Annotated in this window: 25 protein-coding genes; 13 read left to right on the top strand and 12 right to left on the bottom strand. The window is 62.9% G+C overall.

The features are described 5' to 3' along the window. The first annotated feature begins 244 nt into the window (after positions 1 to 244). Positions 245 to 1,123: a DMT family transporter gene (locus tag NKH22_RS09875; RefSeq protein WP_050588054.1), complete on the top strand. Its 879-nt coding sequence runs from the start codon at positions 245 to 247 to the stop codon at positions 1,121 to 1,123. Between the two features lie 28 nt (positions 1,124 to 1,151). Here NKH22_RS09875 and NKH22_RS09870 read toward each other — a convergent pair whose 3' ends face one another. Further along, positions 1,152 to 2,462: a hemolysin family protein gene (locus NKH22_RS09870; protein ID WP_023683747.1), complete on the bottom strand. Its 1,311-nt coding sequence runs from the start codon at positions 2,460 to 2,462 to the stop codon at positions 1,152 to 1,154. A gap of 70 nt (positions 2,463 to 2,532) precedes the next feature. Continuing rightward, positions 2,533 to 3,240: an LssY C-terminal domain-containing protein gene (locus tag NKH22_RS09865; protein WP_023711169.1), complete on the bottom strand. Its 708-nt coding sequence runs from the start codon at positions 3,238 to 3,240 to the stop codon at positions 2,533 to 2,535. A 112-nt stretch (positions 3,241 to 3,352) separates the two neighbouring features. Between NKH22_RS09865 and NKH22_RS09860 the strand changes: the two genes are divergently transcribed. Beyond that, on the top strand, positions 3,353 to 4,096 hold the full coding sequence (locus tag NKH22_RS09860; protein ID WP_023821585.1) for a gamma-glutamylcyclotransferase: 744 nt from the start codon (positions 3,353 to 3,355) through the stop codon (positions 4,094 to 4,096). On the opposite strand, the gene NKH22_RS09855 is transcribed toward NKH22_RS09860, so the two are convergent. The 3 genes from NKH22_RS09855 to NKH22_RS09845 form a co-directional block, all read right to left on the bottom strand. Then, positions 4,093 to 4,884, bottom strand: coding sequence for an extensin-like domain-containing protein (locus NKH22_RS09855; protein WP_023821584.1), 792 nt, complete (start codon positions 4,882 to 4,884; stop codon positions 4,093 to 4,095). The genes NKH22_RS09860 and NKH22_RS09855 overlap by 4 nt on opposite strands. Before the next feature lie 132 nt (positions 4,885 to 5,016). Next, positions 5,017 to 6,093, bottom strand: coding sequence for an extensin-like domain-containing protein (locus NKH22_RS09850; protein ID WP_023748179.1), 1,077 nt, complete (start codon positions 6,091 to 6,093; stop codon positions 5,017 to 5,019). Positions 6,094 to 6,291: 198 nt separating this feature from the next. Next, positions 6,292 to 6,717 (bottom strand): DUF3775 domain-containing protein, encoded by a 426-nt coding sequence (locus tag NKH22_RS09845; protein WP_023683751.1) that lies wholly within the window; start codon positions 6,715 to 6,717, stop codon positions 6,292 to 6,294. Positions 6,718 to 6,965: 248 nt separating this feature from the next. Here NKH22_RS09845 and NKH22_RS09840 point away from each other — a divergent pair, with 248 nt between their 5' ends. After that, positions 6,966 to 7,502: a tetratricopeptide repeat protein gene (locus NKH22_RS09840; RefSeq protein WP_023683752.1), complete on the top strand. Its 537-nt coding sequence runs from the start codon at positions 6,966 to 6,968 to the stop codon at positions 7,500 to 7,502. Positions 7,503 to 7,790: 288 nt separating this feature from the next. Then, positions 7,791 to 8,264, top strand: a complete 474-nt coding sequence (gene greA, locus NKH22_RS09835; RefSeq protein ID WP_023683753.1) for a transcription elongation factor GreA — start codon at positions 7,791 to 7,793, stop codon at positions 8,262 to 8,264. A gap of 24 nt (positions 8,265 to 8,288) precedes the next feature. Here the strand turns inward: greA and waaC are convergent, their stop codons facing one another. The 3 genes from waaC to rfaD are packed head-to-tail and all read right to left on the bottom strand — an operon-like array spanning position 8,289 to position 11,190. Further along, positions 8,289 to 9,263, bottom strand: coding sequence for a lipopolysaccharide heptosyltransferase I (gene waaC, locus NKH22_RS09830; RefSeq protein WP_352909456.1), 975 nt, complete (start codon positions 9,261 to 9,263; stop codon positions 8,289 to 8,291). Beyond that, a complete protein-coding gene (gene waaF, locus NKH22_RS09825; protein ID WP_023828098.1) occupies positions 9,260 to 10,267 on the bottom strand; it encodes a lipopolysaccharide heptosyltransferase II in 1,008 nt (335 codons plus the stop codon). Before waaF ends, waaC begins: the two co-directional genes overlap by 4 nt. After that, positions 10,240 to 11,190, bottom strand: coding sequence for an ADP-glyceromanno-heptose 6-epimerase (gene rfaD / locus NKH22_RS09820; protein WP_023683756.1), 951 nt, complete (start codon positions 11,188 to 11,190; stop codon positions 10,240 to 10,242). Before rfaD ends, waaF begins: the two co-directional genes overlap by 28 nt. 134 nt (positions 11,191 to 11,324) lie before the next feature. Here rfaD and NKH22_RS09815 point away from each other — a divergent pair, with 134 nt between their 5' ends. The 5 genes from NKH22_RS09815 (at position 11,325) to NKH22_RS09795 (ending at position 15,989) form a co-directional block, all read left to right on the top strand. Further along, positions 11,325 to 11,957 carry a LysE family translocator gene (locus NKH22_RS09815; RefSeq protein ID WP_023754553.1) on the top strand — a complete coding sequence of 211 codons (633 nt, stop codon included), beginning with the start codon at positions 11,325 to 11,327 and terminating at the stop codon, positions 11,955 to 11,957. A gap of 124 nt (positions 11,958 to 12,081) precedes the next feature. Next, positions 12,082 to 13,575, top strand: a complete 1,494-nt coding sequence (rfaE1, locus tag NKH22_RS09810; RefSeq protein WP_023671976.1) for a D-glycero-beta-D-manno-heptose-7-phosphate kinase — start codon at positions 12,082 to 12,084, stop codon at positions 13,573 to 13,575. An 8-nt stretch (positions 13,576 to 13,583) separates the two neighbouring features. Further along, complete coding sequence (locus NKH22_RS09805; RefSeq protein WP_023671975.1) at positions 13,584 to 14,156, top strand: D-sedoheptulose-7-phosphate isomerase; 573 nt, start codon at positions 13,584 to 13,586, stop codon at positions 14,154 to 14,156. Next, positions 14,149 to 14,802, top strand: coding sequence for a D-glycero-alpha-D-manno-heptose-1,7-bisphosphate 7-phosphatase (locus NKH22_RS09800; protein ID WP_023754552.1), 654 nt, complete (start codon positions 14,149 to 14,151; stop codon positions 14,800 to 14,802). The genes NKH22_RS09805 and NKH22_RS09800 overlap by 8 nt, the downstream gene beginning before the upstream one ends. A gap of 206 nt (positions 14,803 to 15,008) precedes the next feature. Next, positions 15,009 to 15,989: a phosphodiester glycosidase family protein gene (locus NKH22_RS09795; RefSeq protein ID WP_245260033.1), complete on the top strand. Its 981-nt coding sequence runs from the start codon at positions 15,009 to 15,011 to the stop codon at positions 15,987 to 15,989. Positions 15,990 to 16,411: 422 nt separating this feature from the next. Here NKH22_RS09795 and NKH22_RS09790 read toward each other — a convergent pair whose 3' ends face one another. Beyond that, on the bottom strand, positions 16,412 to 16,888 hold the full coding sequence (locus tag NKH22_RS09790) for an Lrp/AsnC family transcriptional regulator (RefSeq protein ID WP_023689719.1): 477 nt from the start codon (positions 16,886 to 16,888) through the stop codon (positions 16,412 to 16,414). A 256-nt stretch (positions 16,889 to 17,144) separates the two neighbouring features. Between NKH22_RS09790 and trxB the strand changes: the two genes are divergently transcribed. Both trxB and NKH22_RS09780 read left to right on the top strand, forming a co-directional pair. Then, positions 17,145 to 18,119, top strand: coding sequence for a thioredoxin-disulfide reductase (gene trxB / locus NKH22_RS09785; RefSeq protein WP_023711176.1), 975 nt, complete (start codon positions 17,145 to 17,147; stop codon positions 18,117 to 18,119). Positions 18,120 to 18,199: 80 nt separating this feature from the next. Next, positions 18,200 to 19,096 (top strand): LysR family transcriptional regulator, encoded by an 897-nt coding sequence (locus NKH22_RS09780; RefSeq protein WP_023671970.1) that lies wholly within the window; start codon positions 18,200 to 18,202, stop codon positions 19,094 to 19,096. A gap of 22 nt (positions 19,097 to 19,118) precedes the next feature. Here NKH22_RS09780 and NKH22_RS09775 read toward each other — a convergent pair whose 3' ends face one another. The 3 genes from NKH22_RS09775 to NKH22_RS09765 form a co-directional block, all read right to left on the bottom strand. Next, positions 19,119 to 19,616, bottom strand: a complete 498-nt coding sequence (locus NKH22_RS09775; protein WP_023711177.1) for a methyltransferase family protein — start codon at positions 19,614 to 19,616, stop codon at positions 19,119 to 19,121. A 725-nt stretch (positions 19,617 to 20,341) separates the two neighbouring features. Then, positions 20,342 to 22,393, bottom strand: a complete 2,052-nt coding sequence (locus NKH22_RS09770) for an elongation factor G (RefSeq protein WP_023683761.1) — start codon at positions 22,391 to 22,393, stop codon at positions 20,342 to 20,344. A 246-nt stretch (positions 22,394 to 22,639) separates the two neighbouring features. Further along, positions 22,640 to 23,500: an alpha/beta fold hydrolase gene (locus NKH22_RS09765; RefSeq protein WP_027049932.1), complete on the bottom strand. Its 861-nt coding sequence runs from the start codon at positions 23,498 to 23,500 to the stop codon at positions 22,640 to 22,642. A 148-nt stretch (positions 23,501 to 23,648) separates the two neighbouring features. Here NKH22_RS09765 and NKH22_RS09760 point away from each other — a divergent pair, with 148 nt between their 5' ends. Beyond that, complete coding sequence (locus tag NKH22_RS09760; protein WP_027049933.1) at positions 23,649 to 24,200, top strand: methyltransferase family protein; 552 nt, start codon at positions 23,649 to 23,651, stop codon at positions 24,198 to 24,200. Between the two features lie 48 nt (positions 24,201 to 24,248). Continuing rightward, positions 24,249 to 24,644, top strand: coding sequence for a (R)-mandelonitrile lyase (locus NKH22_RS09755; RefSeq protein WP_023683764.1), 396 nt, complete (start codon positions 24,249 to 24,251; stop codon positions 24,642 to 24,644). The last annotated feature ends 11 nt before the right edge of the window (positions 24,645 to 24,655 follow it).

Below are 24,655 nucleotides of genomic sequence, written 5' to 3'. Positions count from 1 at the left end.
GAGGCTTTGGCTGCTTTTGCCATTCTTCCGGCGGATCAATCATGGGTGAGGGCAGGCTGGGCCGACGGCGAAAGGCGCTGCCGCCGCACCGAATTCAAGCCTAGGGGCTGCGAAGACCGGTTGGACCGCCATATGCACGGCCCTGCCATCTGGCCCGGCCGTCCCGCTCTGATATATCCGGCTGCGATCCATCACATGAGCATGCCCCGTGAAGTTACCCAGCCCGTCAGGCGTCGTTTCCCCCATGACCCCGGTGCTGGTCTGTGCACTTGCGATCTTCCTTCTGTCCGCCATGGATGCGGCGATGAAAATCCTGGTGATCGCCGTCGGTGTCTACAACACGGTGCTGTGGCGAAGCATGCTTGCGAGCGTGGTCGCGGGCACGGCCTGGGCGGCGGGGCCGCGTTCCCTTCCCACGCCTTCCGTGCTGCGGCTACACGCGCTGCGCGCCGTGGTCGTGGGCATCGTTCTGCTGTCGTTCTTCTGGGGCCTTGCCAGATTGCCGCTGGCGGATGGGATCGGGCTTAGTTTCGTCGCGCCGCTGTTCGCTCTCCTGCTGGCGGCGCTGCTTTTGGGCGAACGCATACAGCGCCAGGCGATCTGGGCGTCGCTGGCGGGCATCGCCGGCGTCGTCATCATCATGGCCGGACAGTTCGGGCAAGGGAATTATACCGGGGATGCCCTGCTTGGCACGGTGGCGGTGCTCGCATCGACGGTGTTCTACGCCTACAATCTGATCCTCTCGCGGCGGCAGGCGCTGGTGGCCAAGCCAGTCGAGATCATGCTGTTCCAGAACCTGTGCGTTGCCGCCGTCCTTCTCCCCGCCGCTCCCTGGCTCGCGGTTGCCCTGCCGGGCAATCTCTGGCTTCCGCTGGCCGGGGTGACGGCGCTGTCGCTCTCCGGCCAGTTCCTGATGAGCTGGTCCTACGCGCGGGCCGAAGCGCAATATCTGATCCCGACGGAGTATTCTGCCTTCATCTGGGCGATCGTGTTTGGCTGGCTGTTCTTCGACGAGGCGGCAACCTGGACCACGCTGGCTGGAGCGGCCCTGATCGTGGCCAGTTGCCTGATCGCCTCGCGCTCCAATCCGAAGCTTGCCGAACCGATCGAAGCCGCGGTCTGAGCGCGCTATTCGCTTTGACGGCAGAGCGTCAACGCACCACTTCGCGATGGCCGCTGGGCAGCCGGGTGGCGATCAGCTTGTCGATGCGGCGGCCGTCGAGGTCGACGACCTCGAAACGCCAGCCTTGCGCGTCGACGCATTCGCCGGTCGCCGGCAGATGGTGCATGTGCGACAGCACATAACCGGCGACGGTCTCGTAATCCCGATTTTCCGGCAGGTCGATACCGAGAACGTCAGCCATCTCGTCGGCTTGCATGTATCCCGCGAGCAGCCATGAGCCGTCCTCGCGCTTGACGGCGTTTTCCTCGTCGCCGGCGTCGGTATCGGCCCGGAAGACGCCGGTGATGGCCTCGAGAATGTCGGCAGGTGTGACGATCCCTTCGAAATGGCCGTATTCGTCATGCACCAGCGCCATCGGCACGTCGGATTCCTTCAGCTTCTGCAGCACATCCAGCGCGTCGGCCTGGTCGTAGACGATGGGGGCGGCGCGCACATGCTTGCGCGGATCGAGTGCGCGGCCGGCGAGCAGGGCGGCCAGCACGTCGCGCGTCTGAACAACGCCAACCATGACGTCGACCCCGCCATCGCCGGCCGGGAGGCGCGAATGCTGGGTCTCCATCAAGAGCTTGCGGATGGCGCCCTCATCGGACTGCAAATTGATCCAGTCGACCTCGGTGCGCGGCGTCATCACGGCGCGCACGGCGCGATCGCCGAGCCGCATGACGCCGGCGATCATGCGCCGCTCGTCGGATTCGATGGTGCCGTGATGCTCGGCCTCGGCGACCAGCATCTTGATCTCTTCATCGGTGACCTTCTCCTCGCTCTCGCCGCGCTGGCCAAGCAGCCACAATATGGCGCGGCCGGAAATGTCGAGCAGGAACACCAGCGGCGCGGAGACGGTGGCTAGGATGGTCATTGCAGGCGCCGCGCGGGCGGCAACGCGCTCGGGATCGCGCAGCGCGATCTGCTTGGGCACCAGCTCGCCGACGATCAGCGAGAAATAGGTGATGATGGCGACGACGATCCCGACGCCGAGCGGGTCGGCGATGTTTTCGCGCATGCCGGTCGAGGCCAGGTACACCGAAAGCCTGTCGCCCAGCGTGGCGCCGGAGAAGGCGCCCGACAGCACGCCGACCAGAGTGATGCCGATCTGCACCGACGACAGGAATTTGCCGGGATTGGAGCCGAGCGTCAGCGCACGCCCGGCGCCATTGACGCCGCGGTCGATCATCGCCTTGAGCCGCGCCGGGCGCGACGACACGATGGCGAGCTCGGACATCGACAGAAGGCCGTTCACACAGATGAGGACGACCACGGTGGCGATTTCGACGTATAGCATCAGGGCTCAATAGCATTGCGGCGGGCCGCAGGAAAATAGTCCGCGATGATTTTTGGAAAATGACAGTGGTTCAGGGGAATTGCCTGAGCACCCCGACAACAGCCTTGCCGTCGGTGAAATAGGGATCGCCGCCGCCGTTGCGTCCGGTCCTGGTGGCGCCGATGCCCGGGATGTCGCTCGCCGAGGTCACCATGCCGGCCGCCGACAGGTCGTGGATCACGAGATCGCGCTCGGCGTCGATGTCAGGGGCGATATGGTGGGTGATGGCGCCGGTATCGCGGCTGAGACCAACGCCGCGGTCGAAGCTGGCCGAGCCCATCCAGAGCGTTCGGCCGTCGTCGCCGGTCGCATCGCTGCGCCAGAAGCGGACATGATGGCGCCGGTCGGCGCTCCCGCCGACCGGCTTTTCGAAGGCGAGATCCTGGGCGCGGCCTTCGAACAGCAGCCGGCTGACCGGGGCGTCAGGATAGGGATGGTCGAACAGCACGCTCTCACCGATTTCGATCGCGGTCTTTAGCGTCACGCCATCGGCCGTATCCCATCCGGTCATGGCGAAGGCATGGACCATCTCTTTTTCGGTACCGACAAGGCCGATATTGATCGGGTCGCCCGGAATGCCTTGCGGCGTGTGTGTCACCATCTCGAAAGTCTGCGTGCGAAAGCCGCGGTCGCGAACCGTCCAGAATTCCGGCGCAGCGACATAGGCGAGGGCCAGCCAGACCGCCAGAAGAGCGGCGAGCCAGGTCAATGCGCGTCGTTGCAGGCTTCGTCGGCTCATGAAAGCGGCTCGATCCGTGCGGTATCTGTGCCTGACGGACCCTGGAAATCAATGGCCAGCGGCGAGCAGCCGTTCTATCGTCGGCCATCGTTTTTGCGGGGGGTGAGCAGGAATGGATAAGAAGCCGGTGGGTCGCAGCTCGATGGCATTGACCGCGGACCTTGTCGCAAGGGTCGAGCGTGTCGAACCGGATCCGGGTCCCGAGCCCGGAACAACCGAGCATACAGACGCGGAGTTCGATAGTCTTGTCGAGCAACTTCTGTCGGAGCATCGGCCTGAAGCGCTATGGGTCTTTGCCTACGGGTCGCTGATCTGGAACCCCGAATTTGCCCATGTCGAGCAGCGCCCGGCCACGGCGCCAGGATGGCACCGCTCGTTCTGCCTGACGCTGACCCGTTGGCGCGGAACCCGTGATTTGCCGGCGCTGATGCTGGCGCTCGATCGAGGCGGCAGCTGCAACGGCATCGTCTATCGGCTGCCCGCGGAAGACCATGTCGGGCAACTTGGCCAGTTGATGCGCCGCGAGATCGATGCCAATCCGCCGACTAACGTGCCATGCTGGATCAAGGTCAAGACCAAGGATGGGCCGTTGCGGGCCTTGGCTTTCGTCGCCGCGCCAGACGGCAGGGCCTATGCCGGCCGGCTGCCATTGGAGCAGGTTGCCGACACGCTGGCGCGGGCTGCCGGGCATTGGGGCTCGTCGGCTCAATACCTGTTCCGAACCGTCAGCAAGTTGGAAGAAAGCGGTATCCGCGACAGGAACCTTTGGCGCATCCAGGATCTGGTGGCCCAGCAAATCATCGCTTCCACCAGGAACGCCAATCCCGACTCATTTCTGAACGGTGAAACGCCTTAGCGGCAGGCGCGGTAGCCGCTTTTGCGGTTCTTGATGTCGAAATGGAAATGGTTGCGGTGATCGTAATTGTAGCCGGGACCGAGCACGGTGGTGAAATACTGGCAGCCGTCGGCGCGCACATTGTTGAGGAAGCCGCGGGTGCGGAAGGCAAACAGGCCGGGCTTGCGCACGTCGATGTCGTCGCCGTTGTTGAGCTCGATGCTCATGACGTCGAGGGCGTTGCCCTTGCCGTGCTCGGACAGGACACCTTCGCCGGCGATGTTGCGGCAGGAATAGCTCGAGCCCTGGTGGATGGTCTTGACGCCCGAGAAATAGCGCCAGCGGGCGGAGGGAACCAGTTCGTTGCTGGTCCAGGCGGCGAAACTTGCGGCCATGTCGCAGGTCAATGTTGCGGCGGGCTTCATCTGGATGCCGCCGATGGCGGATACCTTGACCGGCCAGTCTATGCCGCACTGTCCCTCATGGATCGGCTGGACATCGGTGTAGACGACGCGAAGGCGCTTCAGCTCGCCACGGCAAACGGTTTCGCTGGCCGGCATCTGCTGCGGCTCCGACTCCGACATCGGCTCGTCCATGCGCGGATAGGCGGCAGTCATATAGGGATTGGACGGGACGAGCTTCTGCATGCCTTCATATTGCGGCACGGCCGCGGTCTGCGAGCCGACATCGACGGCCGGCTGCAGCGACAGCACGCTGCCAGTGTTGCAAGCCGAAACGGCGGCCAGCGCAAGACCGGCGGCCAGTATCGCTGCGCTTTTTGCCTTCGCGGCGCGAAATATTGCGGCCATGGGCGGAATCCTGTCCTTGATCGGTGGGATTTTAACGATCAAGGGTAAAGGAAAACTCAGCGTCCCCGTTCATGCCTGCGGCCGAAATGCGGCAGCCAGACCATCACCGGCATGACGATCACTGGAGGGCCATCACTGGCAGAAAGTGCCACCATTCCGGCGCGGTTCGAGATCGAGATGGAAATGCAGGGAATGGTCCGGGTCCGCGCCCGGTCCAAGCACGGTCTTGAACGGTCCGCAGGCGGCCTTGCGCACCGCATTGAGGAATTTGCCGTCCTTCTCGGGCGGCGTTGGACCGACTTCGACCTTTCTGCCATCCGACAACGTGAAGCTGGCAATATCGAGCGCGTTGCCGAAGGCATGTTCCGACAGATGGCGCGTGCCGTTGCGCGGCCGGCAGACAAAGGCCGATGCCTGGTTGATCGATTTCAGGTCGGCTCCGAACTCGGCTTTCGCCGCCGGCTGTATGATTTCGGCGGCAAAGCGGGCTGCCGCTTCGGCCATCGGGCAGTTGAGTTCGGTCGCGGGGCCGATGGCGATGGATTTTCCGAGCGACTTCAGCACCAGGGGATAGGGGATCGAGCAGCCGATGTCGGGATTGCTTTCCGCCTTATGCTCCTCGAATTCGACACCAAGGGCCGTCAGCCGCTCGCGACAGGCGACTTCCGCCGCCGGCATTTTTGCATCGGGCACATCGGCCGAGCGCGCATCGGGCAGCATCTTCTTGTCGCCGGCATCGGGTTTTTCAGGTGGTTGCGGAGCAACGGCCAGCGGCTGAGCTTCAGGTTCCGAAGTGTCTGGCTTTTGTGTCGGAATCGGCACCGCGGCCGGCGGCTCGGGCTCGCTTTGCTTATCGGTCGACGGCTTCGGGGCTGACGGTCCGGGCCGCGCCTGCTTTTTAAAACGGGACTTTTCTTCGTTGAATCGATCGTCATTGGACCGGTTGGGCGCGCCAAGGGGGTTCGGACCTTCGGCCTTTTGCTTTTCGATCGGTGCCGCGCCGGTCTTCGGCGCCTCTGAAGGACGCGCCTCGGGCAGCGGGACAACGCGCGAGGGCTGCACCGGAACATCGGCGGGCGAGGGCTCTTTATCCGGGGTCTTTTGTTCCACCTGCTTTGGCGTGATGTGCCGCTGTGGCCTGGGCTTCTGGCGGTGTTTGCTGCGCGGCTTAGGATGCGAGTCGACCCGCGGTGAAAACAGCTGCTCCAACCGCTGTGACAGCGGCGTGTAATGCTTTTTGCGCTGTTTGGCGTCAGCTTGCGTCAGCGGGGGCGCCAGCAGCAGAGCCGTGACGACCATGACCAGTGCAACCCTGCATGTTCGGGAAAGTACAACAGACCCCATCGTCCTCAACGGCGCGAACGCCTGGAGGTTGCCTGCGGCCCATCACGAACGGTAACGACGTCGTTACGCGCCAATCGCTTCCAGCCCTTCTTCCAGCCAGTCGGCCAAAAGCGGCATGCCGAGCAGGTATTTCGCCGTGCGCTTGTTGGCGCGGTCGCGCGCGGCGGCAACCGCATCGGACCATTCCGCTGCGTCATAGTCGCCGCGGCCGACCCAGGCCAGCGCGATCAACTCGGCCGCTTCGTCGACGTTGAGGTCGTTGATCAGCTCGCGCAGCTCTTCCTCGGTGAGGTCTTCCGCGCTTTCCTCCGCCAGACCGTCATGGTGGTGATTGGCATGTGATTCACCATCGAGCTCGACCTCATGCTCGGCACCGTCGGCATAGTCTTCGTTGACGGCAGCACTCAGTCCCTTTGCCTTGAGAATGAACAGGCGCACGGTGTCCGGGCCGATCGATAGCTCCCATTCCCGCTCACGGCGCTGTTGCACTCTCGGGCACCCCCGCTGATCATTTCCCGAATGATAGCGGATTTGCAGCGCGCGTCACGTCATGTTCTGATCCCTGACTCCCGCCTTTGACCGAATTCAGGTTAGGCACGGCCGCACAAATAGTTTCGGCGGCTGCGGGTTTCCGGGATGAAAAGTCTGCATCCCGGCGTTAGCTTTTCATTATCGTCATTTTCCCTCAAGATCGTCATTATCCCTCAAGATCGTCATTATCCCTCAAGGAGGCTTCGATGCATAAAAGAGTGTTGATCCAGGCGGCTGCGGCGCTTGTGGCGCTGCAGTTCTTTGCGGTTCCGGTGTTTGCGGCCGGCGGCGGTGGCGGTGGTACCGAGACCACCACCCAGTGCAAGAAGGGGCAGGTCTGGGACAAGAAAAAGCAGAAATGCGTCGCGCCGAAGTACGGCATGCTGGACGACGACAACATCTACGATGCTGGTCACGACCTGGCCATGGCCGGGCGTTATGATGAGGCGATCGCCGTGCTCAGCCTTGCCGCCAACAAGCAGGATCCACGCATCCTCAACTATCTCGGCTATTCGCATCGCCATTCCGGCCGTGTCACCGTCGGCCTCGGCTATTACGAGGAAGCGCTCCGCATCAACCCGGATTACACGCTGGTGCGCGAATATCTCGGCGAGGCCCATCTGCAGATCGGCGACCTGGCCGGCGCCCAGGCGCAGCTGGCCGAGATCGAGAAGCGGACGGGCAAAGATTCGCGCGAATACGGCATGCTGGCCGAACAGATCTACCATTTCATGAGAAGCTGACCCCACCCCAACGGCTTCTCTGGGCCGGCTGCGAGCAATCGCAGCCGGTTTTTGTTGTCGCAACTGCAACACGCTGCACATGCCGTGACGGCAATTGCGCAAGTCGGCTCATGATTTTTCAAAAAGCCTGCTTTTTCAGCGTGAAAAACGCGCGAGGATCGCTATATTGGGGAAAATTGCGGTGAAACGGTTCCGTTAGCCCGAGGCTGCCGGACCCGTTTTCTTTTTATACCCATCGACAAGGCTTTCCCCGAAATGCGGGGGTGGCGGCAGGAAAGGTCAGGCATCATGAACAAGGTCCCGATGACAGGCGAGGGGTTCGCGTCATTGAAGGAAGAACTGCGCTGGCGCCAGCAGCAAGAGCGGCCGCGTATCATCGAGGCGATCTCCGAAGCGCGCTCGCATGGCGACCTGTCCGAAAATGCCGAATATCATGCCGCCAAAGAGGCGCAGAGCCTCAATGAGGGCCGTGTCAACGAACTGGAAGACTATATTGCTCGGGCCGAGGTGATCGACGTCACCAAGCTTAGCGGCGACAAGGTCAAGTTCGGCGCCACGGTGGTGCTGGTCGACGAGGACACCGAGGAAAAGAAGACCTACCAGATTGTCGGCGACCAGGAAGCGGATGTGAAATCGGGCCGCATTTCGATCTCCTCGCCGATCGCGCGCGCGCTGATCGGCAAGGAAGTCGGCGACGCCATCGAGGTCAACGCGCCCGGCGGCGCCAGGGGTTACGAGATCGTCCAGGTGCAATTTATCTAGCACCTCAGATCCTTCTGAAAGGCTCTAGGCTGGTGCTCGTGATTTGAGCGCCAGCTGCTTCTCAGCTTCCGCCACCACCTTCGCCGGCGTTAGGCGCTCCCCCGATGCGGCCAGCAGCGTTGAGGCATATTGCCCGCGCGGGCCGGTCAAACCCGGCTCGGTCGCCAGGAACACCGCGACCGTCGGCAGGCCGAAGGCGCTGGCGAGGTGGGTCAGACCGGTGTCGGCGCCGATAACCAGCGTCGAGCGGCCAAGGATCGCGGCAATGTCTGCCAGCGGCGATCTCGGCACCACGATCGTTGACGGCACGGCTTTCGAGATCGCCTTGGCCACCGCCTTCTCACGCTCGTTCGACCAGGTGGTGACCGGCGTCATTCCGCTACCAACCAGCAGGCGAGCCGTTTCGATCCAGTCTTCGGCGGGCCATTTCTTGTCCTCGCGGCTGGTGCCGTGCAGCAGGAAGGCCGTCTTGCCGTCAATGCCGGCCAGGCCGCCGGGAGGCGGCACAATCCCGGATGCGAGCGCCGAAAGATCGGGCTCGTAGCCGAGCGCCAGCCCGAACAGCCGGCGCGTGCGTTCGATGGCGTGCAGGTTGCGCGGCACGGCGTATTTGCGCTGGTAAAACAACGTTGCCGAGGGCTCCCGCGCGCTCGCGCGGTCGAAACCTGCGATTGGTGCCGCTGCCTGTTTCGCCACCAGGGCCGATTTCAGCAGCCCCTGCGCATCGATGACGAGGTCGTACTCGCCTGCTTGCAGAGCGCGGCGCAAGCTTGTCGCCTCCCGCCATGTGCGGGCGTTGAACAGATGCTTGCGCCAGCGCCGGATGGCGACGGTATGGATCTTTGCTATCGCCGGATGCAGCGCGACGATGGCGGCAAAGGCTTCTTCGACGCACCAGTCGAAGGCGATATCGGGGCGCTTGCGGCGTGCATCTTCGACGGCGGGGAAGGTGTGGGTGACGTCGCCCATCGAGGAGGTCTTGACGATCAAAACCTTCATGCGGCGGCCGGGAGTTCCAGCAACCTGTCCGCCGCCGCTGCCACTTGGGCAACGTCCAGCGTCTTCAGGCAGTTGAGGTGGCCGAGCGGGCAGATCTTCCGGTGGCAGGGCGAACAGGACAGATGCAACCAGATCAGTTCGCGCTGTTCAGCCAACGGCGGCGTGTTTTCCGGCGAGGTCGAACCGTAGACGGCAACGACCGGTGTGCCGACGGCGGCCGCGACATGCATCAGCCCGCTGTCGTTGGACACCGCCAGCCTGGCCGCGGCGATCAGGTCGATGGCGTCCTCCAGCCGCGTCTTTCCTGCCAGATCGACGACACCGGGCGCGAGTGCTGCGATCTCGGCGGTGACGTCGCGATCGTTCTTCGAGCCGAACAACGCGACCTTGAATCCTTTCGCCATCATCTCTCCGGCGAGGCCGGCATAGCTTTCGCTAGGCCAGCGTTTGGCCGGACCGAATTCGGCGCCGGGCATCATGGCGACGAATTTTCCCGGCTGCACTGCGAAGCGAGCGAGCAGATCTTTCTGATTGCCGGCGTCGACGGTGAGCCGCGGCGGCCGGAAATGTCCGCCTTGGGCGAGGCCAAAATAGGCCTGCGCGGTGCGCCGTTTGACGGCATCGGGCAGCGGCACGATGTCGGTCAGCAGGCCGTAGCGCATTTCCCGGAGATTGCCGAAGCGGCGGGGGATGCGGGCAAAGAACGGGATCAGCGCCGATTTCCAGCTGCCCGGCAGGACGTAGGCCATGTCGTAGCGGCCGCGCAGCAGGCGGCCGAAGCGGCGGCGAATGGTGAATTCGAGCGCGCCCGGTTGCAGCGGGAAATCGATCTGCTGGCGAATCTCGGGCATGCGCTTGACCAGCGGGGCCGCCCAGGCCGGGGCCAGCACGTCGATGGCGGCGTTGGGATGGACGTCCTTCAGCGCTGAAAACAGGCACTGCGCCATGACCATATCGCCCACCCAGCGTGGGCCGATCACGAGGATCGTTGGGCTTTCAGCCATTCGACATAGTCTCTGACGCCGGTTTCCACGCTGCGGAATTGCCCATTATAGCCGGCTGCGCGCAAGCGGGACATATCAGCTTGGGTAAAACTCTGGTAGCTGCCCTTGAGGTGATCGGGGAATTCGATGAACTCGATCTCGCCCTGGCCCAGCGTATCGATCACGGTCTCGGCAATGGCGCGGAACGGCTGGGCGCGGCCGGTGCCGCAGTTGAAGATGCCGCTCGAGCCGCGCTTCCACAGCCACAGATTGACGTCGGCGACATCGCCGACGTGAATGAAGTCGCGGCTTTGTTCGCCGGGGCCGAAGCCGTCATGGGCGCCGAACAGCTTTGGGTTTTCGCCGCGCCCGACCTGATTGAACAGATGGAAGGCGACCGAGGCCATGGCGCCCTTGTGCGCCTCGCGCGGGCCATAGACGTTGAAGTAGCGCAGGCCCGCGACCTGCGAATGATCGGTGTCGAACACGGTGCGCCTGACATAGTCGTCGAATAGTTTCTTCGAATAGGCGTAGACGTTGAGCGGCCGCTCAAGTGCGGGATCCTCGCGAAACTCCGAACCGCCGCCGTAGACGGAAGCCGAGGAGGCATAGAGGAACGGTATGCGCAGCGAAAGACAGCCATGCAGCAAGCGCTTTGAGAAGGCGTAGTTCACGTCCATCATGAACTTGCCGTTCCATTCCGTGGTGGTCGAGCAGGCGCCCTGGTGGAAGACGGCCTCGACGCGGCCTAGGTCGCCGGCTTCCAAGGTGGCCAAGAATTCGTCCTTGTCGAGATAGTCGGCTATCTGCAAATCGGCCAGGTTGGCGATCTTGTGGCCGTCGGTGAGGTCGTCGACGACGAGGATGTCATCATGGCCTTCGGCATTGAGTGCGGCGACGATGTTGGAGCCGATCATGCCGGCCCCGCCCGTGACGATGATCATGAAGGCCTCTGGTTGCTTGCGATTCCGGTCCTTATAAGGGAGGCCAAGCGTACTGTCGATGAAGCACCACGACGCCACAGTGAGACCGCGAAGCGGCCCGCTTTATTCGAGGCCCGCAAGCTAGGGGACAAAAAATGCCGTCGACCGAACTGCTCATTGCGTTTTTCGCCACCACGGCGATCTTTGCCTATATTCCAGGACCGGCGATGCTCTATGCCGCCGCGCAGACCATGGCGCGCGGGCGCTGGTCGGGGCTGACGGCGGCACTTGGCATCCATCTTGGCGGTTATTTCCATGTCTTTGCGGCTGCCGCCGGGCTGTCGGTGCTCTTCCATGCGGTGCCGCCGCTCTACATGGCGGTCAAGCTCATCGGCGCGCTCTATCTGATCTGGCTTGGCGTGTCCTTGTTCCGCAAGCGCGGGGACGGTGACACGGCGCTGCCGGCGATCGAGCGCAAATCGGTGCGCCGGGCATTTTTCGAGAGCATCACCGTCGAAGTGCTCAATCCGAAGACGGCGATCTTCTTCATGGCGTTCCTGCCACAGTTCATCGATGCCTCGGCGGGTTTCCCGGTGTGGCTGCAATTCGTCGTGCTGGGCACCATCGTCAATTTAATGTTCTCTTCGGCAGATATTGTCTGCGTGTTGCTGGCAGGCATGGTGATCGCCCGGCTGAAGCGCTCCAGCCGTGCGCAGCGCATCATGCAGAGGGCGGGCGGGGCGGTGCTGGTCGGACTGGGCGTCCACGTCGCGTTGCAGAAGAGCTGACGGCCGCCCTGACGTTGCGCTGCGCGGATTTGCGGTATATCGGCTTCGCCATGAACGATCCGGCCCGTAAATTGACAATTTTCAGCGTGATTGAGGTCGGCCTTTCCCTCGCATTGCCAGTGACATGATCAAGCACAATCCGCCTTCGCCCGAACCTTTGCACCGCGCCATTGCCCGCTTTGGCGACGTTGCCGTGCTGGTGGTCGGCGACTTCATCCTCGACCGTTTCGTCAACGGCGTCATCGAGCGCATCTCGCCGGAAGCGCCGATCCCGGTGCTGCACGGGCGCGGCGAGACCTCGACGATGGGCGGCGCAGGCAACGTTGTCGCCAACATCGTCTCGCTGGGTGCCAGCGCTATTCCCATATCGGTGATCGGCACCGATGTGGCCGGCGACAATCTGGTGCGCATGCTGCGCGAACTCGGCGCCGATACGGCTGATATGGCGCAGGAGCGCGGTCGCATGACGTCGTCGAAGAGCCGCTTCAGCGCGCTCAATCAGCAGGTGCTGCGCTTCGATGAGGAAGAGATCAAGCCGCTCGACGACAAGGAACGGGCGGACCTGGTCCGGCATTTTCGCGCCGCACTCACGCGCGCCGACATCGTCATTCTGTCCGACTATGGCAAGGGCATCTTGCTCGACGGCGTCGCCGCCGACCTGATCGCCATCTGCCGCGAGGCGGGAAAACCGGTGCTGGTCGATCCCAAGGGCCGCGACTATGCGCGCTATGCCGGCGCGACCGCCATCACGCCCAACCGCAAGGAGCTTGGCGAAGCTGTCGGTCGCCCGGTTTTCGCCGACGACGAGATCGTCGCGGCGGCACGCCAGCTGATTTCGGCACATGGCTTCGACTTCGTCGTCGCCACCCGCAGCGAAAAGGGCATGAGCGTCGTCGGCGCGGATGAGGCGCGCCACATCGCCACCCAGGCGCGCGAAGTGTTCGACGTTTCGGGCGCCGGCGATACGGTAATCGCGAGCTTCGCGCTGGCTCTGGCCGCGGGCGCCGATCGCGTCATGGCCGCCTCCATCGCCAATGCCGCCGGCGGTGTGGTGGTGGGCAAACGCGGCACCGCGCGGCTGACCGTGGAGGAACTCACCGGCGCGCTGTTCCGCTCGCACGGCCCCACCGCCCATAAGGACGCCATCCTCGATGCCGCATCGGCCGCGCGCATGGTGGCGGCGTGGAAGGACGAGGGCCTGAGCGTCGGCTTCACCAATGGCTGCTTCGATATATTGCATGCCGGCCATGTCAGTCTTCTCCACGCGGCGCGCAGCCAGTGCGACCGGCTGGTGCTCGGCCTCAACAGCGATGCCTCGGTGCGTCGGCTGAAAGGCGCAGGGCGCCCGGTCAACGATCAGCATGATCGTGCCTGCGTGCTCGCCGCCCTGGCCTCGGTCGATGCGGTCGTGGTGTTCGAAGAGGATACGCCGCTGGCGCTGATCGAGGCGCTTCTGCCCGACATTCTGGTCAAGGGCGCCGACTACACGGTCGAAACCGTTGTCGGCGCCGATGTGGTGCAGAAGGCGGGCGGGCGCGTCGTCCTGGTCGACCTTGTCGCCGGCAAGAGCACCACCGGCACGATCGGCAAATTGCGCGCCGGCGGCGGTACCAACTGAGGGATTTCATGTCCGGACTGAATGACTATCTGGTCCGCTCGGCGGCCGCGATCACCGCGACAGTCGAGCGTGACCTGACCGCCGAGATGGAACGTGCTGTGAGTGCGGTCGTCGCCGCGCTTTCCTCGGGCAAGGCGCTGCTGGTCTGCGGCAATGGCGGCTCGGCCAGCGACGCCATCCACATTGCCACCGAACTGGTCGGCCGCTTCCTTAAGGAGCGCAAGGCCTACAATGTGATTGCGCTGCCGGCCAACGCGGGCATGCTGACCGCCTGGGGCAATGACTATGGCTTCGACACCGTGTTTTCGCGCCAGGTCGAGGCGCATGGCGCGCCCGGCGGCGTGCTGCTTGCCATCTCGACCAGCGGCAATTCGCCGAGCATTCTGGCTGCCGCCGAACAGGCTCGGATGATGGGCATGACGGTGGTCAGCCTCACCGGCGACAGCGGTGGCAAACTCAAGCCGCTCACCGACATACTGCTCAACGTGCCCTCGACCTCGACGCCGATCATCCAGCAGGGACATCTCTGCCTCTACCACTATCTCTGCGAGGTGGTGGAAGACCGTCTGTCGAATGGCTGACACCGGGGCCTACGGTCCATACCCGCTGGCTGAGCCCGGCCTGTGGGTTGAGCGGGTGGGTTCGCGGGTGTTTCCAGCCAACGCGCCGGCGCTGTTCCTCGACCGCGACGGCACCATCAATGTCGACACCGGCTATCCCGACGATCCAGCCAAAATGGCGCTGCGCGACGGCATCGTGCCGGTCATCGCGGCGGCCAACCGGGGCAACATCCCGGTGGTCATCGTCACCAACCAGTCCGGCATCGCGCGCGGCTATTTCGGCTGGAAGGAATTTGCCGCGGTCAACGGCCGGGTTCTCAAGCTGCTTGCCGCCGGCGATGCCTTCGTCGACATGGTTCTGGCCTGCGCCTACCACGAGGCGGGCAGCGGGCCACTGGCGGTCGCCGACCATCCAATGCGCAAGCCCAATCCGGGCATGCTGCTACAGGCCCGGCAGCGTCTCGGCCTCGATCTCAAGCGCTCGCTGATAGTCGGCGACAAGGCCGCGGATATGCAGGCCGGACAACGTGCCGGCCTGCCGCGCGGCTGGCTGGTGGATGGCGAGGGAAGTAATGAGCCGGGCTTCGAGGTTCTGCCGCTGCGCAACCCCGATGATCTGGAACGGCTTTTGAGAGCTGTCGAGTCGCTCGGATCGAGACTGAACTAGCTTTCCGGATCTGTTGCGACGCAATCTCAATGGGTTAGCTTGAGCGTTTCACCGTTTCGCAGAAACGGCGAGCCGATCCATTTCTTTGCTTTGACGCTATTCCCCAGGAAAGCACCACGCTCTTTTGCGGAAAAACTGCAGAGATCAGACATCATTCAAGCAAGAAATTTGCAGATGTCATTCCATCGAAGAACGAGGGGAATTCATTGAAGAAAGCAATCTCTGTTGCCGTTGTCTTGTTGATATTGGCTGTGCTTTCAGCCGTGGGGTATGTCTGGCAAAAACACGGCGTGTATGGGCTCAATGCACTTCTTCGCCGCGGCGGAAGCTACTGGATCGCCGTTGCACCCGACGATGCGCGTCTCTCGCCTGCCATGCAGCTTGCGTTGAAATCGGAAATTCCTGATGTGACCGCTGGAGCCAGCTCATGGAATGAAACCGAGCCTGGATTCCAGGTCAGAGAAATCCCCGTCATGGCGGGCGACCGTGAAATTGACCGGCTCTATCTCAACCGTTTCGATCCAGCCAAATTCCGTTTCGTTGCCCGTAACGAGCCCAGTGGTGCCAAGGACATCGACCAGTGGGAAGCGGCACTCAATCCACAAGGCACAGGCGGCACCGTTCTGATCGTCAATGGCAGTTATTTCGGACTGAAGGGCGAAGCCGACACGCCCTTTGTCAGCATGGGTGCGAGGCTCGGGCCGGATGAATACGATGCGAAGGCCGGCGCCTGGTTCGTGAATGCCTCCGGCACGCATGTGGTCGATCTCAATTCACGTGACTGGCGCGCAGTCACGGAGAATGCCGAAAACGCTATGGTTTCCTATCCATTGCTTGTCGGTGAGGACGGCCGCAACAATGTACGCGCCAAGAGCAACTGGTTGGCCAACCGCACCTTTATCGCGGAAGATCGTCAGGGCTGGATCATCGTCGGTTCGACCAAGGACGCTTTCTTCTCGCTGGACCGGCTAGCAAACTTCCTGTTGCAGACCGACCTCGATCTCAAGACGGCGCTAAACCTCGATGGCGGGCCTGTTGCCTGCCTCAGCGTCCGCTCCGGGAACTACCGGTTGAAACACTATGCCAAGTGGGAAGCCCAGGTCGCGGATGGCGACGTCTCACTGCTTCAAGCACCGCTAGATGTGCCCTGGGGATTGCCTGTTGTTCTCACGGTGGAGCGCAGGTAGCAGATCCTGCCCTTGGCAGGGTGGGTCAAAGTACTCCCGATTCCGTAGCTGAAACCGGATGGCATATTCAACCTTGGCCGCTCATGTTCACGCAATCTGACCCGGAATACCCTACGATTTCGGCGCCAGAATTCGCTTTCTGGCTCATATTCGTCGTCAACATGATTGTGATCGGCGCGGCGTTCTCGCGTCAAAAAACATTTTCCGTCTCAAATGGTTGCCGCATGTCATCACATTCGTCTGGCTTGCTTGCTCACCTATTTTGCTAGCCTTTTTAGCTTTGCCGGAGATGTCCCCTGGTGAGAGCCCCGGCCCTGGGGACGGCTTCATTCTTTTGCCAGTTGTCGGAGAGGTAGCAGTGTGTCTGTTGGGGTATGTCTTGGTCGGCGTCGCACATGCTTTTTCGAAGTTAATCTCGCTTATCAGGCGCTGAACGCCACCAGCCCTTCGTCCTTGACGCGGCGGATGGTCAGCGCGGTGCGCACCGTGTCGACATTGGGGGCCGAGGCCAGTTCTTCAATGACGAAGGTCTGGAATGTGCCGAGATCGCTCGCCACGCAATGCAGCAGGAAGTCGGATTCGCCCGAGACCATCCAGGCGTCGCGCACGATCGGCCAGCCGCGAGTGCGCTCGGCGAAAGCTTTGAGCTCCGCGTCGGCTTGGTGATGCAGGCCGATCAGGCAGAAGGCGACGACATCCATGCCGAGCGCCGGCGCGTTGAGCAAGGCGCGATAGCCTCTGATGATGCCGGTTTCCTCCAGCCGCCGGACACGGCGCAGGCAGGGCGGGGCGGAAATGCCGACACGGCTCGACAGTTCGACATTGGTCATGCGCCCGTCGGCCTGAAGCTCGCGCAGAATCTTCCAGTCGATGGCGTCGAGGTCGGCTTTCAGGGGCATGGCGGTCTCGGCTTAGCGCAAGAATCTTTCGCGCTCTCGTCCTTAAACGACTTTTGTGTCGATGCCAGCCCTTTGGTCGGGCGATTTCGCAACCGTAACGAAAGCGGCCATTGCGCGAATAAGCCTGTAGGCCGAAGCTTTCCGGGGACGACGGCCTGATCGTCTTGCTGGTGTGGTTGGCAACCCTTACATTGCCAGCAGCATTTCACGTCGTTTTCCAAGGCACACTCGATTGTCTGCCCCGCAGAGGCTTTAGATGACCACCAAGCACGCGCCTGTCCTTATCATCGGTTCCGGCCCGGCCGGCTATACCGCCGCAGTCTACGCCGCGCGCGCCATGCTCAAGCCGATGCTCGTAGCAGGCTTGCAGCAGGGCGGGCAGCTGATGATCACCACCGATGTCGAAAACTATCCGGGCTTCGCCGATCCGATCCAGGGCCCGTGGCTGATGGAGCAGATGCTGAAGCAGGCCGAGCATGTCGGCACCGATATCATCAACGACATCATCACCGAGGTTGACCTCAATGTGCGGCCGTTCCGCGCCACGGGCGATTCCGGCACCACCTACACGGCCGACGCGCTGATCATTGCCACCGGCGCGCAGGCGAAATGGCTGGGCATCCCCACCGAACAGACCTTCATGGGCTTCGGCGTGTCGGCCTGCGCCACCTGCGATGGTTTTTTCTATCGCGGCAAGGATGTCGCTGTCATCGGCGGCGGCAATTCGGCGGTGGAGGAGGCGCTCTATCTCTCCAATCTGGCGAAGAGCGTGACCGTCATCCACCGGCGCAACGATTTCCGCGCCGAGCGCATCCTGCGTGAGCGGCTGTTGAAAAAGGACAATGTCCGAGTCATCTGGGACACGATCGTCGACGAGATCACCGGCCGGCCCGGCAAGACGCCGCTGCCGCCTTCGGTCGAAGGGCTGAAGCTCAGAAATGCGGTGACCGGCGAGGTCAGCCATCTCCAGGTGGACGGCGTGTTCGTGGCGATCGGCCATGCGCCGGCGGTGGAATTGTTTGTCGGCAAGCTGAAGCAGAAGCCGAACGGCTATCTGTGGACGGCGCCGAATTCGACCCGCACGGACGTTCCCGGCGTGTTCGCCGCCGGTGACGTGACCGACGATATCTACCGTCAGGCGGTGACCGCCGCCGGGCTCGGCTGCATGGCCGCGCTCGAGGCGGAAAAATACCTGGCCGGCATCGAGGTGCACCGCGAAGCGGCGGAATAAAATCTATCAAGACGGCGTCGCAAGCCGTTCAAAAGCCTGATTTTTCATTCAGACGCCAAAAACAGAACGAGGGGAACTCAATGGCGTTGGACTGGGACAAGCTTCGCGTGTTTCACGCAGCGGCGGAGGCTGGGTCGTTTACCCATGCCGCCGAGACTTTGCACCTGTCGCAATCGGCGATTTCACGCCAGGTCAGCGCGCTTGAACATGATGTCGGGGTGCCGCTGTTCAATCGCCATGCCCGCGGCCTGGTGCTGACCGAGCAGGGCGAAATGCTGTTCCGCACGGCGCATGACGTGCTGATGAAGCTGGAGACCATCAAGTCGAAGCTGACCGAGGCCAAGGACCGTCCCTCAGGCGTGCTGAGGGTAACGACCACGGTCGGGCTCGGCGCCGGCTGGCTGACCGAGCGGGTGCAGGAATTCATCGAGCTCTATCCGGAAATCAGCCTGCAGCTGATCCTGGCCAATGAGGAACTCGACCTCACCATGCGCCAGGCCGACTGCGCGATACGGCTGCGCCAGCCGCAGCAGCCCGACCTTATCCAGCGCCGCCTGTTCACCGTGCATTTCCACCTCTATGCCTCGCCGTCCTATGTCGGCAAGCACGGCAAGCCGACCTCGGTCGCCGATCTGAAGAACCATCGCATCGTCACTTTCGGTGTGCCGGTGCCGTCGCATCTGTCGGAGCTGAACTGGCTGGAAACGATCGGCGATTTCGACGGTGGGCAAAGGGTGCCGACGCTGCAGATCAACGACATCTTGTCGATCAAGCGCGCCGTGCAGGGCGGCGCCGGCATCGCCATGCTGCCCGACTACGTGATCTCCAAGGAATCGGATCTGGTGCAGCTTTTGCCGGAGACCGAGGTGCCGTCCTTCGACACCTATTTCGCCTATCCCGATGCAATGAAGAACCAGGCCAAGCTGCACGTCTTCCGCGACTTCATCATCGCCAAAGCGCGCAGCTGGTCATTTTAAACATGCCCTTGGGAGGTGCTGGTCACCCCCGCCAAGGCGTCAGCCGTGGCAGCCAGCCGGGAACATTGCGGCGGTAGGTCTCGTATTCGCCACCGTAGCGGCGGGCGAGAGTCGGCTCCTCATAGAACCTGACGAAAGAGCCCATGACGATCGCGCCGATGGCGGCATAGGCAGCGACGCTCCAGCTTGAAAACAGCAACGCCTGGCCGAGGATGATCGACAGCACGGCGACGTACATCGGGTTGCGGACATGGCGGTAGACGCCGCCGATCACCAGTCTCTCGGTGGGCGCGACAGGCGCCGGCGTGCCGAGGCCTTCGAGCGCGAAGCGGGCAAAGGACTGGACGAGCAGGGCGATGGCCGCGACGATTAGGATGGAGCCGGCCGGCACGAAGCCGGGCACCGTCGACAGCGGCAGACGGTAGCGGTCCGTGAGCAGCCAGGGCACCAGCCCGGCGACGACACAAGGTGCGGCGATGAAGAAGACCGCGCTGCCGGCGATCGCCTGGGGTGTCCGCATGTCAGGTCTCCCTTCTTCCGGCCGACCCTTCCCATCCCGCTGCCGCAAAAATAAACGCCTGGTGCCCGATTCAACGTCATTCGGCTTTTTGCCCGCGAGCGCGAGAATCAGCCCGACTTGCGGTTCTGCGAAGGCAACAGCATGGTCGCGCCATTCATTTGGCAACTTTTCGTGGTCCTATGGCCCCTAGACATGGGTTAGACCACAGCCTGTACCTTTTTGCATGCGTGTGTTGCAAAATAGATGCTTGTTTCTTGGGCATGAACAGCACATATATAGATCATCTCCTGGGTGCGTTCTCCTCCCATTAGCGCCCTCGAGTGTTCCCCTCTGGAGGTTAGCCTTAACAGGCACTTCCAATCAAACTCAGCCGGATCTTCATTGATCCGGCTTTTTTGTTTCCGGGCCTGCCGTAGCCAGCGAAAAATCGAGCAAAATCGCCGCGTAACAGTGACATGTAACCTCAGGTAACATGCCGCAGGCGTGATTCATCGTTTAAGCAGATCATAGGACGCGGTGTGGTTCGACCGGGAGATGGGGGCATCACTCGGAAGATCCGGGCTCAGGCGGCTACCGCGTCCGAACCTATTCGTCTGTCAGTGCCGTATGGCGCGGCGGATACGTGCGGCGGACCTGCCGTTTTCCTCCCAAGAAGACGGTCCGCAATAAGAGCGGCGTCCGGATCATCCGGGCGCCGTTTTTTGTGCGGATCATCCTTCGGCCTGTCAGGCAGCCTTGCCGTTGGCGTTCATCGCCTCGTCGGCCAACCGTCCGGTCAGCTCGGCCATGTGATCGAAGGCGCAACGATAGCTGGCGACGCCGGAGGTCGCCGAGCGCAGTTCGATGATCAGGTCGCCGATCTCGGCCTGCGGCATGGTCGCCTCCACGACATCCCATCCCGGCCAGTCAGGCCGCGCGTCGTAGCCAAGGATCTGACCGCGCCGTTGCGGGATCAGCGCGATGATCTTCGAAGTGGCTTCGGACGGCGTGACGATCTCGACCTTCATGACCGGCTCGAGCAGCACCGGCGAGCAGGCCGCCATGCCTTCCTTCATGGCCAGCTTGGCCGCCATCTGGAAAGCCATGTCGGAGGAATCGACGGCGTGGTAGGAGCCGTCGGAGAGGTTGACGGCGACATCGACCACAGGGAAGCCGAGCGGGCCGGATTTCAGATAATCGCGCACGCCGGTTTCGACCGACTGGATGTAGGTCTTGGGCACGACGCCGCCGGTGATGGTGTCCGAGAACTGAAAGCCGGAGCCGCGCGGCAGCGGCTTGATCTCGATCACCACATCGCCGAACTGGCCATGGCCGCCGGACTGCTTCTTGTGGCGGCCGCGCTGCTGCACCGTCTTTCGGATCGTCTCGCGATAGGGGACGGCAGGCGCATGGCCTTCGACCGGAATCTGATTCTTGCCTTCCAGCCGCTCGCGCACGACCCGCAGATGCATCTCGCCATGGCCGGACAGCACGGTCTCGGCCGAGTCCTGATTGTGGCGCAAGGTGAGCGAGGGATCTTCCTCGGCCAGGCGCTGGATGGCCGCCGACATTTTGACCTCGTCCTTGCGCTCCTTCGGCCGCAGGGCAAAGGCAAAGACCGGCTGCGGCGGCGTCAGCGTGACCAGCGGCTTGATACCGCCCTTCGTGGAGCTCAACGTCTGGCCGGTCTTGACCTCGTCCAGCTTGCCCAACGCCACCGTGTCGCCGGCCTTGGCAGCGGTGAGCTTGGACTGGTCCTTTCCGAGCATCTTGTAGATGCCGGAGACCTTCGCCGTCTCGCCATTCGACAAATAGAGTTCGGCTGCATCGGCGATCTGGCCGGAGAGTACGCGCGACACGGACAGCTTGCCGCCATGCGCGGTGTGGATGGTCTTCATCACCTGGACCACGGTGTGATTGCCGTCGGGGACGCCGAGCCGTTTGCGCGTCGCCTCGACATCCGGTGCGTCATGGCGGATCGCCTTCAAAAGGCGCAGCACGCCGTTGCCTTTTTCGGCGGTGCCGATCAGCACCGGCGTTATGGCGCCGGCGCGCAGGTCGGCGGACAGATCGTCGAAGACCGCGTCTTTCGGCGGCTCGATCTCCTCCAGCAACTGCTCCATCAACTGGTCGTCATGGTCGGCAAGCGTCTCCAGCATGGAGAAGCGAGCCTCCAGTTCGCGCGCCTTGTCGTCAGTTGGAATTTCGGCAACCTGGCTTTCGGCATATTCGCGGTAGATGTAGGCGCGCTCCAGCGCCAGGTCGATCGAACCGATCACCACATTGTCCTTGCGCAGCGGAATCTGGCGCAGCAACAGCGGCGCCGCGCTCGTCGGCTGCAGCATCTTCAGCGTATCGCGTACGCCGGCGATTGCCTTGTCGACCTTGTTGAGGAACAGGATGCGCGGCACGCCGAGATCGTCGAGCTTGCGCATGATGAGCTGCAAGGCTGGGATCTTCTTCTCGTCGGCCTCGGCGACGACCACCGCGAGATCGCAGGCTGCCAGCACCGGCTCGGCCTCGAAGGAGAATTCGATCGATCCGGGACAGTCGACGAAGGTGATCTGCTCGCCCATGAATTCGGTGGTGGCAAAGGTCGCCTCGACGCTCATGGCGTGCGCCCGCGCCTCGGGCGAATGATCGGAAACGGTGCTTCCCGATGAAACGGGATTTTGGCGGGGGATGGCGCCCGTACGGGCGAGGATGGCTTCGAGAAGTGTCGTCTTACCGCTTGCAAAGGGACCGACTATGGCAATGCATTTCGGTCCCGTGCGTCGTCCTCCGGCGCGAGTACCCATGGCTGACCTCCACTCAGGCGTTGCCCTTGGAGTGCGATCAGCAAAAGTGGAAACGGTTTTGCGCCGATCGCACCCTGTCGTGAGCGGCGGCCGGCCTGTTCGACCGTCGCGGGCGGGGTTGTTTTCATTTAGCCACCTGCCCAACCCATCGTCCCACGGGTTAGCCGGGAGGGCAAGGAAAATAGAAATCGCGCCGCCGTCAGGCGGCCGAGGCAAGACCCCGGGGATCAGAACCGTCGGGCGATTTCAGCTTGCCTGAGTGCGGCGCGTGGGCGTGGCGGCTGCACTCTGCTTCACCACCATCTCGGCGTAGCGCGACAGCAACGGGTTGAACAGGTCCGGACGTTCCCAGAAGGGCGCATGGCCGGCGCCTGATATGACATGGCATTGTTCCCACAGCGAGCCATAGGCCACCGTCTCGAAGTAACTCAGCCGCACCAGCGGATCATGCTCTCCATTGATCACCGCAACCGGGAACGGGGCGTGCTCGACCACCTGTTTCTGGTCGGCGCCCTTGCCGGCAAACATGCTGCGCGCCACGCCGGCGCGAAGCCTGCCGTCGGTGCGCCTTATGGCTTCGCGGAAAGACGGACTGGCGGTATCGCCGAAGCAAAGCGCCTCGAAGCGCTCGATGTCGCGTTCGGAGTAGACCTTCTTGGAGGCCAGCAGCATGTCCCAGTTTGCGTGAAAGCCGCGCAGCATGCCGAACGGCCCCCTCGACACCGGCGGCGCTCCGGTCAGCACCAGGCCGTTCACCGCATGGTGGAAGCTGGCAAGTTCGACCGCCACATGGCCACCGAGCGACCAGCCGAAGATGATCGCGTGGCCGATGCCCAAAGCGTCGAGAAGCCGGGCTGAGGTCTGGGCAAGGCCGGTAATCGTATAGGCGGTCGCCGGGTCGCGGGCATCGGAGGACTCGCCATGGCCGGGAAGGTCGAAGGCGATCAGCCGATGGGCATCGGCAAGCGGGCTGTCGAACTGACGGGCAAACACGGCGCGCGAACTGCCCGAGCCATGGATCATGACGATGGGCATGCCGGACCCAGACGACTGGCTGAGGCGCAAGTCGGCCTGCGGCGTGCGGATGCTGCGGTGAGTGATGCTCATGCTGGATTAGACCTTGAGATTTGCCTGACCGCCAACATCGCATCGCTGGCTCTATATGTTCTTTAAACATGTGGTTAAGAAACGATTTCTAAAGAGATAGCCGGCACGAACCTCCGGCTCCATGGCAACCACCCGCGGAATCCCGACAATGGAACCAGTCCTCGATCTTCTTGTCTCGATCTGCAGCATCGCGACGCTTGGCCAGTATGTCTGGTCGATGCGGGCGCATTTCCAATCGCAGGCGATGTCTCCAGGCGCCATGGTGATTTCGGCGGCGGTCATCGCCACGGCGCTGTTCTTTCTCGCCATCCTTTGGATCCAATCGCAGCCGGGTTCGGCAAAGCTCACCGGACTTGCCGTCGAACTGGCGAGCTCTGCCCTGTTCTGGTGGGCGATTGTCACGTCGCGCAAGGCGCGATTGCGCTTCGCCTTCGCACCCGACGATCCGCACAGCCTGCTGACCGACGGCCCCTACGGCCATGTCCGCCACCCCTTCTATACGTCCTACATCGTCTTCTGGATCGGGTGGGGGATCGCGACCTGGTCGATCTGGGCGGTGGTGCCGGTCGCCGGAATCGCTATCCTCTATGTGTTTGCGGCGCTGGACGAAGAGAAGAAATTTTCGCGCACGCCGCTGGCCGGAGCCTACGCGGACTATCGCGTACATGCCGGCCTGTTCTGGCCTCGGCTGGGGTGGTAGCGAGCACCGGGGCAGGGTAGGTTCTACTGAACTCAGGGGTCACCAGAGATGAAGATCATTGCCTGCGGCAGCGTGCCGACCATCATCGCACCGGAGAAGTATTTCACCGGCCGCGTGCTGCAGACGCCCATCATCGAGAAGGAAGCGCCGGCGCGGCTGCGGGCCACGCTGGTCAGCTTCGAGCCTGGCGCGCGTACCCACTGGCACACGCATCCGCTCGGCCAAACGCTCTATGTCACGTCGGGCGCCGGCCTTGCGCAGACATGGGGCGGGCCGATCCAGGAGATCAAGGCGGGCGACGTGATCTCGTTCGAGCCGGGCGAGAAGCACTGGCACGGCGCGGGTCCAAAGACGACAATGACCCACGTCGCCATGCAGGAAGCGCTGGACGGCGTCCACGCAGATTGGATGGAAGCGGTCACCAGCGAGCAGTATGGCGGCTGAGGTCTGCTCCT

It is taken from the genome of Mesorhizobium sp. M1252 (assembly GCF_040318265.1).
GTDB lineage: Bacteria > Pseudomonadota > Alphaproteobacteria > Rhizobiales > Rhizobiaceae > Mesorhizobium.
The sequence above is the reverse complement of the archived record's forward strand: the minus strand, read 5'-3'. Positions and strand labels throughout refer to the sequence as shown.